9 protein-coding genes are annotated in these 14,349 nt (G+C 48.9%); 5 read left to right on the forward strand and 4 right to left on the reverse strand.

All coding sequences use genetic code 11. From position 1 onward, the window contains the following. The first annotated feature begins 190 nt into the window (after window positions 1-190). From KTE_RS08220 to KTE_RS08235, 4 genes are all read left to right on the forward strand, one after another. Window positions 191-3,346, forward strand: coding sequence for a hypothetical protein (locus KTE_RS08220; protein ID WP_201380132.1), 3,156 nt, complete (start codon window positions 191-193; stop codon window positions 3,344-3,346). Window positions 3,347-3,369: 23 nt separating this feature from the next. Beyond that, window positions 3,370-7,173: a helicase-related protein gene (locus tag KTE_RS08225; RefSeq protein ID WP_201380134.1), complete on the forward strand. Its 3,804-nt coding sequence runs from the start codon at window positions 3,370-3,372 to the stop codon at window positions 7,171-7,173. Between the two features lie 34 nt (window positions 7,174-7,207). Continuing rightward, the gene (locus tag KTE_RS08230) at window positions 7,208-7,549 is read left to right on the forward strand and encodes a hypothetical protein (RefSeq protein WP_201380136.1); all 342 of its coding nucleotides are present in this window, start codon (window positions 7,208-7,210) and stop codon (window positions 7,547-7,549) included. Window positions 7,550-7,761: 212 nt separating this feature from the next. Continuing rightward, window positions 7,762-8,616: a toll/interleukin-1 receptor domain-containing protein gene (locus KTE_RS08235; RefSeq protein ID WP_201380138.1), complete on the forward strand. Its 855-nt coding sequence runs from the start codon at window positions 7,762-7,764 to the stop codon at window positions 8,614-8,616. Window positions 8,617-8,681: 65 nt separating this feature from the next. Here the strand turns inward: KTE_RS08235 and KTE_RS08240 are convergent, their stop codons facing one another. The 3 genes from KTE_RS08240 to KTE_RS08250 form a co-directional block, all read right to left on the reverse strand. Beyond that, window positions 8,682-12,470 carry a tetratricopeptide repeat protein gene (locus KTE_RS08240; RefSeq protein WP_201380139.1) on the reverse strand — a complete coding sequence of 1,263 codons (3,789 nt, stop codon included), beginning with the start codon at window positions 12,468-12,470 and terminating at the stop codon, window positions 8,682-8,684. Window positions 12,471-12,506: 36 nt separating this feature from the next. After that, the gene (locus KTE_RS08245) at window positions 12,507-12,836 is read right to left on the reverse strand and encodes a hypothetical protein (protein WP_201380140.1); all 330 of its coding nucleotides are present in this window, start codon (window positions 12,834-12,836) and stop codon (window positions 12,507-12,509) included. A 426-nt stretch (window positions 12,837-13,262) separates the two neighbouring features. Continuing rightward, window positions 13,263-13,499, reverse strand: a complete 237-nt coding sequence (locus tag KTE_RS08250) for a hypothetical protein (RefSeq protein WP_201380141.1) — start codon at window positions 13,497-13,499, stop codon at window positions 13,263-13,265. A gap of 47 nt (window positions 13,500-13,546) precedes the next feature. Between KTE_RS08250 and KTE_RS08255 the strand changes: the two genes are divergently transcribed. Continuing rightward, entirely contained in the window at window positions 13,547-13,804 is a 258-nt protein-coding gene (locus KTE_RS08255) for a hypothetical protein (RefSeq protein ID WP_201380142.1), read from the forward strand. Between the two features lie 365 nt (window positions 13,805-14,169). Here KTE_RS08255 and KTE_RS08260 read toward each other — a convergent pair whose 3' ends face one another. Beyond that, on the reverse strand, window positions 14,170-14,340 hold the full coding sequence (locus KTE_RS08260; RefSeq protein ID WP_201380143.1) for a hypothetical protein: 171 nt from the start codon (window positions 14,338-14,340) through the stop codon (window positions 14,170-14,172). Window positions 14,341-14,349 lie beyond the last annotated feature (9 nt).

The following is a 14,349-nucleotide window of genomic DNA, read 5'->3' on the forward strand; positions in this document are numbered from 1 at the left end:
AGCAAAAGGGGAAAGGCGGTATTACTATATAGGGGAAAGAGAGATATTAATTGCAAAAACCAAGTTGCTGTGCTATTCTTACGCTAAAGTCTATTCACGTTTATAGCTCCTGTGAGTTTATACGTTTTTCAGATGATAGAAGAAGGGAGTGCTGTGCAAGCTGTATTAGCGGTAGCATGGCTGTACACATATGAGCGGTATCGAATACAACGATCAGCAACTTTCCCCTGTCAACTACGCCGAACTTCTCCAGGCTATTCAGGGAGAAATGCAGAAACCGACAAAGGGTAGCGATCAGAGCAAAAGCAACGAATACATTTTCCCCGAAAAAGATAGGCTGTCCTTTGATATTGATAAAATCGCTGACGCTGTCGCACGAAAATTTGCCGATAGCAACCGCTACCCCTTCGAAATCAGGGATGGTCTGAGCTTTGCGTCAGTCCATGCCCTCGATATCAACGAAAAGTCAGAATTTAGCCACGATCTCCAACAAAAAATCTTCAATGAACTGCGCACTCAGCTACTTGAGCGAATGGAGAAAGCACTTCAGCACCGCTCCCTAGAACGCTACACGCAGGCGCTACGAACGCCCATAGATGCATTTATCCAGGACAAAGCCGTTGGGCTTTCCTATCCACTCAAAAAAGAACACCTACTAGAAAAACGCAGTCTGCACGCAAGCAAAGAGGAATCAAAGGACGATACTTGGCTGAAAGCGCATAAGTTAACGCTCAAGGTCACCAATATTGACAGCTTTACTGAGCAAATTGTCCGGAGCATCAATGAGTATATCGAACAATATGATGGTTGCGACGAAGACGATGTCGCTGACGTGCGAGAGAACCTGGCTAGCGCGCAAGTCCAGGAGAACTCGAATCTCAATCAGCTCAAGGACATTGTCCTGAAAGAATCTGTGGCACGTATACATCGTGAAGCCAGAATACGTTATCTGCACTACCTAGCACACGGTATGCAGGCGTGGAAAAAGAGCAAACAGCCGCAAAGCCAAAGCGCTCAGAAGCTAAGCAAGGCCATCCAACTCCTAGGCAATCTCATTCGACGCCTTCAAGGGCTAGATGCATACATCCGCCAGCCGGACAAAGCCTATAGCGAATATACAGTATACTTTAACAAAGATGAGTTCAACTACCGCGATCTCTTTGCGCGCGCCGATGCCTTTAACTCGCTCCCGATTATTCCGGAGATAGACGGTTTCCTTGGAGAAAACACTGATACAAATCGGCATACCAAAGTTTTCACCTCTGGTGTCAAAATAAAATTCAACGGGCAAGTCCATAATCACGGAGGTAACGGGCGCTCCGTCTTCGACTTCAACACTATCTTGCTCGATCCCACAAGCAGAGAATTCCTGGCGCGCAAAATTGCAGCAAAAAACGAGCACACCTTCTACGAGAAAGTATTGAAAGTAGCTCTGCTCTATTGTTTTGTGTTTGTAGAGATGGAGAATAAAGACTTCCGCCCAAGCGCCTACTTTGAAAGCGAGCTCCTCCCCGCACTCCGCTCTAACGACGACGCACAAGTCATCGCTGCGATTAAAAAGCTCAAGCAAGCCGTTACTCAGCCGGTAGTGAGCAATAATCTTAACCTACTCCGCGATACAATTGTTGATTTTCTGAGACAGGCACCCATTGGCCCCACTCAACAAGAATACTCGCTGGCGTTGACGCTAGACAAAAGCATCCTTACCAAAGACGTCAATCAGATTATTCAAGGGAACTTTTTTCAAGACACCTTCGATAGCCGCAACGGGCGCAACGCGCTCAAATACCTAGCCGTCATCAGCGATGCCCCCAGCGCCAATACACTGAGTAAATTGTCATTGAACATGGTCTTTGAGCCCATCTACTACTCTCCAACCAGTCAGCAAACCGATCAATTCACCATGTACGCGCAGACGGAGGACATTCACATCTTACCAACATTCCTGGCCCCCATTGACGAAGGAGCACCCAACAAATACAAAAAGGCTTACGAAAATATCAGCCGCATCGCGCTCTACTACCGCCATCATGACATTTACGGGGACTCTACGCGAGCCTTCGTGTACCGTTTCACCTACACGCTCCTCGCCTACACCGCGATTAAGCTACTCGCCGACAATCTCCCGACTGAACAGAAAAGAACACTATTCACTCCTATTATCTGTATCCACGCCAGGGCAGAGCAGGCACCGGACGAGAAAAGCGACAAGTACGACGACGAGACTTTTATGCACTCACTCTCTAAGCAACTTGCCCACATGCTCGGAGAGGACTATATGAGTGGTTCACAAGGGTTCCATATCGATACGATTCAAAACAACGTATACAAGTTGGGGAATGCTCTCTACTCGCTCTACTCTACCCTGCCACATACGTTTAAATTGCAAGAGCCGGAAACCAGTGGTGCATCATCCGCACCTGAGCGCCCCCATCTCTTGAATAAGCTTGCGATTATCGTTGTTTCTAGCCGCAAGAGCGATGAGAACCTCAAATCGCCCGACTCCTATATATCCACAGTCATAGGAAAAGTTATTGGACTCGAAAGGGGTTCAGACAACACCGTCACCGTGCGTACACTGAACACATTCTCAGCCAATCAGAACAGCCAGGATCTTTTTCGCCGCCCCGATGTCATTATCGAGCAGGTAAGAAAGTATCATCGCCAGGGCTATCAGCATTTTCTCTACGTTGCGCACGCGCCTTATAGCAGCAATCTCAATATATCCGATAGCGACGAGCAGGATCTCTTCTTCATGAATAAAGATATTATCCAGGCCATGCGCAGCGTTGACGATACCATCAAAGTCTACCCGACATTTTGCGACAAGTACTACGTTATCAACCGGAAATTGCCATCGGCACAAAATGGGCCCCTGCTACGCGCTGACTCACTTTATATCGATAATATCAGCGATCTCACAACGGTAAGCAACGACCCGTCACGTCGCTCACAAATCTTTTTGAACCTTTTCAATGGCATCAAAGTCAATCCCAATGCCATCTACAATGGTGTAATGTCCTATGCGACGTTGATTAATGTCTACACCAACGATCCGACCTACGATCAATATATCTGGAATGACCTGCTCAACACCTCAGCATCCAATAGCATGAAGGCGGAGATCCTCGATTTTATTACCCTACTGCACTTTTCACGTTACGAGAAAGCCGGCCAGCAAAAGAATCCAGTAGGTTTCAAACTCGACCCCTACACTGACATCATCGGCGATTCATCCGTCGGAGCGTTCTCAATCTTTCCCAACATGAACGATGGACGAGCACGCTTCAACTCCCTGGCTTTCCTGACCGTTGTCCGCGCAGTCATGCACGCTAACGCGAAATAGCAGTTGCAAGGGAGGATTATGGTATGGAACAGCATCACGCACGTACTATTGGGGACGCCACTGAGCAACGGGAGCAGGATCAGCATTTCGGGGAAATTCTGGGGAGAATCTTTGAGCTCGGCTTCAACACAGGCTTTCTAGCCGCCATCACTCAGCACGAGAGAGTTATAACTCACTTTGAAGACCTCTACACCAACGACCTGAAGCACTTGCGCAAACAGAGCTTGCTGAACGAGATATACAAGAGGACAGGAGTTATCAACCAGATAGACAAAGAGCAGTTGCAACGTTGGATCCTTTACTTCTCCCACAAAGGGTATCTCGCCGGCCTCAACCTCTTCACTGAATACCTGCAATCGTTCGCGCACCACCGCAAAGACATACCTCGAGAGATCGTCTATCTGCAATGCAATTTCTACGGTCAGAATAGTTTCTACATCTACAACAAAAACGATAAGGCCGCGGTGCGAGACCTGATGCAACAATTCCAAAATTTTAAAGCGACCGAGTTCTCCATGAGCGAAGCGGAGATAAAAGAGCACGGCCGCAGGGGCAAATTCCTCAACGCAGATACCCTGCTCCTGCTTAAGTACGGTCGCCACTGGCGCATCCTCTGTATCGACCTCTCTGTCTTTTCGCTCCAACACCTCGACGAGGCCAGGGATTTGAGCAACATAGAGAACGTGCGCAACATGCTCGGCGCAGAGCTGTATTACAATCGGTCCAAAAGCGTCTTCAGCGACATGAGTATCGATACCGAAAAAGAGACCGTTACCAAAGATCTTTTATCAGAACAACTCAAAACCTACTTCACAGCCTTCAAACGCAATGATAAAGAAACGGTCAAATTAATACAAGCAGCCAGCTATGCGGACGACTTTTATGCCTTTTTATTGCGCAAGGGTATTCTGACCGAAGCGGATAAAGTCCTCTTCAACATCATTGGCTATACAGACCGCGCCATCAACGCCATGTCGGTAAACCAGGATCAAGTATCATTACTGAAAACATGCGCTGAGATTTACCGACACCACACCAACGATAAAGATATTGGCGAGGCGCGTGACGCGGTACTGAGTAAGGTTCAAAGGGCGGCACGCAAAGGGTTCGGCGGCCAAAGGGACTTTGTAGAAAGGCTGGTTCACCTGGTAGACATCGGTGACGGCCCGCACTGGCACATTCACTCCGAGACCATTGAAGGCTTTTTGAATACGCGTGAGCCCATTAGAGAGAAGGATCTGAGCCCCAACCTGCGCACCGAGCTCACGCTCGAAGAATACACCAACCAGAACATTCTCAATGTGCACGCCTTATTAACCAGCAAAGAGTTACAGGGACATTCCCCCTACCTCTTTCTGACCGGCAATCCAGGTATCGGGAAAACAACCGCCATTGTCAACTTCCTGAAACGGGCTCGCCGGAGTGGCGAGGGCTTTCTGTTTCTGTATATCAGTCCACGCAAGCAAGTCAATCTCGATATCATCCAGAAGTTCCACGAAACGACGGATACGGAGCCCCCCTGCTCCGACATCTTCGGGATTACCTCGAATTCGCTGATCATTCGCAACCACGGCGGGCAAAAAGCAGTGCATTACTACTCGGGCCAGCGCAACGACACCTTCCGAGAAAAAAATGTCACCTTCATCCACGCTGAGAGCGACGAGGCACAACGGCAACAGGCTCGCGCCCGCCAACTCGAAGAGATCCAGGAAGGACTGTTAATCGACAAGGGGGAACGGATCAGCGGAGTACTGGATAGTCTCTGCACAGCACTCCATGTGACATTAGAGAAACCTCAGGCACAAGCCATCGTTGCGACAGTTGCCGTTCAATCGCTGAAACGGTTAAAGGACGCGCAGAAAACGACGCTCCACCACCTGAATACCATCTTCAAAGGCGTCTATAACGACCGAGGGCAGGTTATCCCGGAGAAACTGCGGGAACTGAGCCAGAACATCAGGCATCTCTTCATCATGATCGACGAAGTAACCGGCGATGAGAGCGGCGTCCAATTTCTGCATGGATTACATACGTTCTTGCAGGATCGCGAGCTACTCACCTCATCACAAATCAACACCAAAATTATCGTTGCCGACGCTTCAATCGTCGATCCCCAAATTATCAAGCAACATCTTGAAGATATCGCTTACGAACCGGATAAAATCTACTTCCGTCGGGTCTCGCCAGACTCAAATCAGTCCTACCCACTACACCGAGAAACTTTTCACTTCCTCCGCAAACCAGCAACAGTCATTAATGCGAACGCCTATCCAGCCAGTAAGCTTCATATCACCTATAAAATAGGCGTAGATGCACTGCAATTCGACGCAACTACATTCACCGAGCGAAGCAAACAGCTAGAGCAAGAGAAAAAGCAACGTATTGTAACCGACATTATTACCACACTGGAAAACAAGAACGTTGCCCAGCAGTTGGTCTACATTCAGGATAAGCAGCGCCTGTCCGAGCTCATTCAGATCATCAAGAGAGCACATGGTCACTTTGAGCCCAACGTTGATTACCTTGAGATCCACGCCAACGTCTCAGAGCAAGACAAAAAGGATATTGCACAGTTTCGCAAGACTGTCAAAGTCGTCTTCATGACAGCTTCAGCCAGTCGCGGCCTCTCTTTTCCTGAGGCGACACGCATTCTCATCGATATTCCCCATTTTGACATCGAACAAAACCTCATGGAAATCCTCCAGGTAATCTACAGAGGACGCGGCGATAAGCACCGCGATCAAGAGGAAAAACACCTGCTCTTTTACCTCACCGATCAGGTCATCTACACCAATAGCGCCGACCGTTCCTACACGGTGCGCGAAAGTATGATCCATCTCCTCAACGTCCTGCTCATTCTTAAAACCTCGATGATGACACGTATCGCGGGGTACCTGAAATTGGGTGTCGACCAACACTTCATGATGATACCCATTGGGGGAAAATCTGTGTATGCTGCAGGGGAAACGTTTACCTCGCGCATCAGCAATTTGATACGTGAAGCACAGACGCTTAGCCATCGATTCTACAGTGACAAAAGACTCTCAGTTGTGCAGGAGAGCCTAATGCGTACCCTGGAAAACGTACACATCAGCCTGCGTCCACTCTCAGTGCGGAAACAAGAAGAAGATGAGATAAAACGACACAACTACATCGCGTTGATATCGACCTTCGCACACGAATTTGACCGCAGGATGCGTCAGGGCTTCGACCAGCTATTAACGCTCCCCCCACTGGAAATTGCACACGTCAACGGGAGTGTTCTCGTCGTGCCCATAGTAAACATGTCGATGCAAGAAGCATACTGGATGCAATTTGAGCAGGTCCTGAAACGGAATAGGGTGTTAGGTATCGATCTGTTGGCGGCCATGAAAGAGTTAAGCACAGATCCGCGCTACCCGCCCAGTTTTCAGAGTGCGCTCAAAGACGGTATTGCGCTGATCAAGGCACTGCAGGATATGGCTGAGCACAAAATTCCGCGGTATGAGCAAGAGAGCAGTCATACCGATCAACACTATGCCCTACCATTATCCGTTTTCCTCCTGCATAAAGAAATGAGCGATCACTTCAGGGGAGAACATGAGCCACAAGATCAGGAAAACCCACTGCGGCTCCCATTTCACACGCTCCTAGCACGCTATATACGTACGCTCTACCCCGCGGACAGCATGCTACCCATTGGGCAACAATACGACGAATTTCCCTTTCTCGTTTTCCGCAGTTTAAACGCCAGTGAAGCTCGTAGCAAGATATTTACAGGCAAATATCTGTTCATGTCCCGGGAGCTGAACATCATCAATATGCTCCTCTCTAGTATGCGAGAATAGCACAAGGTAGTCCAGAAGACTGCAAGGAGGAAGTATGCCTACTAATCCGTCTTCACCTCCCATCGAAGTGAAGCTGAGCCATAACACAGACAAAACCGTCCCTCGTAACTTCTTCGTCCACGTTCACAATGTTCCAGAAGGTGCCCAAGTACAGATTGAGTTTCGTGGAAAAGAAGTTCCTACGACAAATAACAATGGATATGTAAGAGTTGGCTTCTGGATATCCGACGATGAGCCAGTACGACTCGCTGTAAGGCGTGGCGAGACGTTAATCGCGGAGACAGAGTATCTCGTCCATAATGGTAAGGTATTTGAACGTGCTAACCAGAAATCTCGACCCAATCTCACGCAAATCGCTATCGGTACTTTTGGGTAAGATATTGTTTTATGCAGATTAGATTTGCTATTAACACTGTTTCAACTTCAACGTAACAAGCCATTGTCACCCAAAATGAATAAGCAAATCCTCAAGCTAGATTTTCTAACCAAAAGCGCTCTGCGCATTTTGGTATTGAAACTACTTCTTATTCGGCATTATAATATTTAAAATATTAGAAGTTCAGCAGCCAGAACGTAAGGTAGTTGCAAATGCCAACGAAAATCTTTTTTTGTTATGCCCGTGAAGATGAACAATTACTCAAGGAACTAAAGGCTCATTTGCGTCCTCTGGAGAGAGAGGGGCTTATTGATATCTGGTACGACGCCGATATTAGCGCTGGTATGGAATGGGAAGTTGCAATCAAGAGAGAGCTTGATTCAGCGCAAATCATTCTTCTACTCATCAGTTCAGATTTTATGGACTCGGAATACTGTTACAGTACTGAAATGAAGCGCGCAATTGAAAGGCATAAACGAGGAGAAGCACGAGTTATACCCATAATTCTTCGTCACGTTTCATGGGAAGGTATACTTGGAGAGCTTCAAGCTCTTCCGAAAGACGCTCTTCCAGTTACAGACCTGGGTTGGCATAATCGTGATAAGGCTTTTCTCAGTGTTGCAAACGACATTCGAAAGGTTGTTAAGGAGATATCTCAACGTTCTTCACAGGAAGAGATTACTAGTCTAGTTGAAATAAATTCAAATAAGCCTGTTCCTAACAGGATAGCTGATCAAAGTAAAATAGCAGATCCAGACATACTCAGACAAGAATTTCATGAAGCGATGATAAACCTTTATCGGGAAACAATGAAAGCAATAGGTTATCGAGCGACCCAATTTTATCACATGGTAAACGAAGAAGGTGGGGTAGAAACGGCTCATCGCCTCTTAGCAAAAGAGCCAACAGATGGATTTACTAAGCTTTGGGAGAAAAAGCGTCTCGATTTATCTGTTGAGGCTTTGGTACTAAAGCCCCAATTTGCTTCTCTATTCGATGAAAATGAACGGGAAATGGCGCGTAGAAGGCTAAAAGACTTCAGATATAAAGCGCCATGGGATAACTAAAAAGAAAACAATTTAGTTGGGGCATGATCAACAACATAAACTTCTTGCAGAGAGAAAGGAGCGCCTTATTGTTCTGATCCAGACCACTCCTGAAACAGCTTTTCAATCTCTTCAGATGTGGATGCCAGAAGCGTCGCAATACGTTCCACCAGTCCAACATCTTTATGAACCTGCCAGAATCGAGCCAGGCTCTCCAGAGCAATAGTAGTTCCGATCATATCTTGACAAGCTCCACAAATCAAGAGTGTCTGCACGAAATACTGTTCAGCTTGGTCCCACTGGTGCTGCTCCTGTGCCAACACGCCTAAGGGGTGCAATGTTTTCGCCTGCTCATAGTGGTCCTGGTAGTCAATATAGATTTGCAAGGCTTGCTGGTAGTAGCGCTCAGCCTGGTCCCACTGGCGCTTCTCCTGTGCCACTCTGCCCAACTGGCGCAAGGTGCTCGCCTGCTCATAGTAGACTTGGTGGTCAATATAGATTTGCAAGGCTTGCTGGTAGTAGCGCTCAGCCTGGTCCCACTGGCACTTCTCCTGTGCCACTCTGCCCAACTGGTGCAAGGTGCTCGCCTGCTCATAGCGGTCCTGGTAGTCAATCTTGATCTGCAAGGCTTGCTGGTAGTAGCGCTCAGCCTGATCCAACTGGTGCTTCTCCTGTGCCACTCTGCCCAACTGGTGCAAGGTGCTCGCCTGCTCATAGCGGGCTTGGTAGTCAATCTTGATCTGCAAAGCTTGCTGGTAGTAGCGCTCAGCCTGATCCAACTGGTGCTTCTCCTGTGACACTATGCCTAAATTGTGCAAGGTGATCGCCTGCTTATAGCGTTCCTGGTAGTCAATATAGATTTGCAAGGCTTGCTGGTAGTAACGCTCAGCCTGGTCCCACTGGCGCTTCTCCTGTGCCACTATGCCTAAATTGTGCAAGGTGCTCGCCTGCTCATAGTAGACTTGGTGGTCAACATAGATTTGCAAGGCTTGCTGGTAGTAGCGCTCAGCCTGGTCCCACTGGTGCTGTTCCTGTGACACTATGCCTAAATTATTCAAGGTACCTGCCTGCATGACTACTTGCTCTTTTTCTTCTAGCTTGAGACTTTCCATCATCCTCAACACCATATCATACATCTTTTTTGCATGATTGTGCTGTTTTAGATGCATCTGGCGATTTGCGGCTAATCCAAGGGTACGCACAAACTCTTCATTTAAAAAATCAGGAATATCACCTGAAGAACCCTTTTCCAATTTAGCCAAGACCTTGGCATCCAGATCCTCTCCACGCTGGTGCTCCTGCGTCCGTTCAAGATAGAGACTAAGCGGTTTATAGAGAGCAAAAAATGATGTATTTTCGCGTAAGGCGAAGTCAAAGGCCGCGGAGAGGTTTTCGTACTCGAAGTGTGTGTATACCATGCCCACATTTCGTTCTTCTGCTTGATTCGATACAAGAAGATCATTAAACATCTGGCTGATTTCTCGATAGCAAGCATAAAATGCTTTTTCAATGGCAGCGCGCATTTCGCGCCGCTCCTCATTCCCAAGGCGGTTACGTAAGAAGTAGGGCAGGATAGGCTGAAGATGGAGAAATGAAGGAACGTCGGGGTCTGGAGCGAGCAAACCCCGGTTTTGTGCTTCGCGCAACACATCAGGGAGACGTTCTACAGCGAGATGCTCAAGAGCAGGTTGTCGCTTCAGTGCAGCTATATAATGCTTCAATGAATTCTGATAGATAATGGAGGTGAAAGGGGCTAGGCAGAGCAAGAGGTGCTGATCCTCGGCTGAGAGGTTACTGTGGGAGTAGTCGACACAACGTAGGATATTCTCAGTTCTCTTCTCGCTCGCACCAGGATGGAGGTCTTCAGCTCCTGTCTGGAGAGCAGAAAGCACCTGAGTCGGAGTCTGACGAGCCAAGTTGGCAAGGACAATTTCCAGTGCTAGGGGGTAGCCATCCAGTACCTTGACTAGCGTTCGTAAGTCCATTTCCTGGCGATACCGGGTCACGTAATAGCGTTCGAGGATGCGCTCCGTTAAGATAGAGGCAGCTTCGGGGTCAAGGCCCCCAAGGTCGTAGCAATTCTTCTCAAAAGTGCTCTTAGAGAGCCATGCTTCCTCCCCGCGTGAGCCAAGCAGGACAAGCGTCTGGCCCCCGACCAAGCCTGTTAAAAAGTGCTGGAGGCGTTTCTGCTCCTTTGAAGAGAGGGTATGGCGGATGGCGAAATGTGTTCCCGTAATTGATTCCAGGTTGTCCAGAATCAACAGGTGACGGCTACTGTTGAGCAGCGTGGCGAGTTGTGCCTGCTGGGCCTCCTCGCCACGTGCCTGAAAGAGGGCAAACTCCTCTCTCCTCAACAGTTTCTGAGCGATAGTACGCATCACCTGCTGGCGTGTCCAGGCCCGTTCATCGTAGCCGAAATAGAAAACCTGCTTCACCAATTCCGTGTGCTGCCACCAGGTCGCCAGGTGGTGTAACAGTGTCGTCTTGCCCGCTCCGCCCATGCCCCGCACCAGCACAATATTCCTCTTGAGCAAGAGACGTTTCTCCAGCTGGAGAATATCGATGTCGCGTCCCAGAAAGCCATAGCTTGGCTCCTGCGGTATGCGGTAGCGCGCTGCCTGCTCCTGGTAGTACGCGCTCTCCTGCTGGGGAGTGAAGGGCTGGAGTGCAAAGCGAACCTCTTTGTTCTGATAGACCACTGGTAGGAGCCAATCCTCCAAGTCGATGGTCTGATTATAGTACGCGTGCCGCGTCTTCTGATTGGCAAGCGCGCGCCGTGCGCGTGAGAGGGCTGTGGAAAGGTTCTGGTTAGCGAACAGTTCACGATAGAGAACTGGCATGAGCAACTCTGCCGCGCTGACGGTCACCGAGTAGGCCATGGAGAGCACGGATTGAACGCCCGCTCGGATCAAATAACTGCCCAGGCTGCTCTCTTCTCCACTCCCATTGATGAATTTTCCCGATTGGCAGGCATTGAGAATGGCGATGGGAATTTTATGCCTAAACAGCAATTTGGCGACCTCGCTGGCCTCAACAGGGTCGGCTTGAGCCTCTTCTTTCTCGCTTTCCAGAAAGAGATACGCTTTCTCTCCTTCATAGGGTTGGATGTCATCGCGCCCAAAGCGGCTCTGATAGACATAGCGGCTGGTTTGCGTCCCCTGTTGAAACTGCTCATAGTTCAAGAGCGCACCGTGCACATCAAAATGGATGACATGGTAGTAGCCCGCCTTATGCTCACCGGTGGTTCGCTCCAGGTGCTCGTCGAGCGCTCGATAAGTTCCTGGTCGTAGCAGGGTCAACCGTACCGGCTGCGGAATCTCTTTGAGCGCGTCTAGGAGAGGACGGGAAATAGTGCGATAGCCCACATCCTGTGCTCCTGCCGGACGGGCGACCACGACCAGAATGTTGATCGTCGTTGAGGAACGCATATCTGCAGGGAAGGTCTGTGGCGCGATATTCTGACGCCAAACAGAAGCATATAGTGCCAAAAATTCCTTGAGTTCGGGATCATAGAGCGCTTCCCAATGGAGACGATCAAAAATCGGTGACCCAGCAATCTCAATACGCAACGTTTCTAGTCCCCCCATGCGCGCCTGCTGGTATGACGCCAAGGCTCGGGGGTCGGCGAAGATCTGCTTGAAGAGGATTTCACCATATTCGCGGATGCTCCGAGCTGCCTTCTGCGCTCGAACTGTTTCCAGAAAGGGAAGTGAGAGGTGTTCCTCAAAATACCACTCCAGGTCCCGCTCTCGTGCTGAGTCATCAGCGAAGGGATCCTTCACTGTTATAGGGAACTGGATCCCATAATCAAAACTGACCACAGCCACGCTTTCATGCTCCTTGGTCGTCTGTTCCTGTATGCGTATCACCGTCATCGCTTTCTTCCCTTCCCAGAAATCAGCACATCAGCATCAAGCCTTAGTCTCTTCATCCTGCTCGAAGATGAGCAAATGGGTTCCATCTGGTTGATCAAGTTTCGTGATTTTGATGTGTTTCTTTGGTTCCTTCTTCGCAATCACCTTCTTGAGCAGATCATAGAGGGCATTTGTCGCGATCCCGAAACCAACATTACCGACCACAAGCCAGGCGATATCGAGCAACGGGTCATTATACGCTTTCTGAGAAGCGGGCTCCAGGCGTACGTGAGCGATCGCCTGTGCCTCCGAATCCTCATTCCATGCGTGAGCAATATCCTGAGGGGAGAGGCCGAGAGAGGGAGAAAACACCAGTTGATATTTCATGCTGCATCCTCTACAAAGCAAGTAATCTTTTTAAAAAACGAGAAATCAGGAAAAGAATCAAATGCAGTATATCATAGGAATATGCAAATGCAAGAAGCGTATTTCTGCTCGATAGGCCCCTAAGTGCCATTTTGGGATAGTAACGTTTTTACCCAGCAACATTGGCTCTCTCGCACTTTCCGTGAAAGCTCTAGCATACCTGCGAAGCCAGAGTGCAGGAATAGGCGTTACAACGTCTTTCTGCTTTTGTGTGGCTCCAGGCACTCTCGAATCACGCAAAGTGCGGGAGAGCCGCAGAATTTCAAAATTTGCATAATCCTTCCAATGCTCGCAGTACCTCTTCGCTCTCATTCGAAAGCTGGTCGAGCATTTTCGGAAGAGGAAAATCTGGCCAGGCGCAACTGAGATATCTCAACATAAACTCGTCTAGCAGTTGCAAGACCAGAGGCGTTCCCTCAGAGCAGCGCGGTGCGCAGGATTCTTCCAATCAAATGCCTGGGCGTTTGCTCTGGCTTCCTCTTCGCTCTCATATGCATCGTAATCGACGAATGAATTGCCTACAGACGAGAGCGCGACCTCCAGGTCGCTGGGAAGAATAAAAACCTCGTGGAGCCAGAACCCGATCAATGACACTTTGACAATTTCGCGCAAGCGATCACTCATCTCAGGTTTATAACACCTGGGCCGGGCCTGATGGTCTGTTTGTGACAATGGATCGGAACTTTCGCAAGCAAGAGAAAAAAGAGCAACTGCTTCAGCCATTTCACCTGAAGCAGCTCGTCCTGGCACCTCCACCAGGCTACGTGGGAACGTTCCAGGAACCAGTGATAGTCACCAAGCAGGAGCGAACCATTACAATCTCAGGGGTCATCCAAGGACGCATCCTCACACCGCAGCAGGCGGTGGCGCATCTGCGCCCGCTTGTCGAAAGTGAACATGACCACGAAGTGATGGAGATGAAGCCCTGACGATCTGCCTCCTGGTGTAATGGCTACTGTCAGATTCTCGCCAGGCTACAGGTGCGTTTACCCACATCTATCTCAGTACCCTGGGCCGTATGAAGTCATACGGCCCAGGTCATTTGCCAGCGACAAGAAACATTGAGGAATATGCCAATCGTTGTTGAGATTGCTAGTGAGCAGTCGCTGAGAGTAAAAACCTTGGCTCAATTTTTGCCTATGCAGGTCTTAGAGCAATTTGAGGGGAATAACACAATGTAATTAAAAAGGCGAAAAATGCAATTATAAATAAATTATGTTATATTTATTTACGAATATGGTTAATGACGTCAAAAAGGTGAGAAGCCTATGACAGCAAGAGATGATCAAAATTTTTACGAAAAAAGGAGCGACTCCTGCGCAAGGGCTGGGACCAGGCCACCTCCGAGCAGAAACGACAACTCATTGAGTTGCTTGTTGATCGTGTCGTGGTCACCGGGGAAGAGGTGGAGATCCGCTACGTGATCCCCCTCCCCCCCAAGAGTGAGCGGATTCGTTTTTGTCATTTGTGATTA

This window comes from Ktedonobacter sp. SOSP1-85 (assembly GCF_016587415.1).
GTDB lineage: Bacteria > Chloroflexota > Ktedonobacteria > Ktedonobacterales > Ktedonobacteraceae > Ktedonobacter.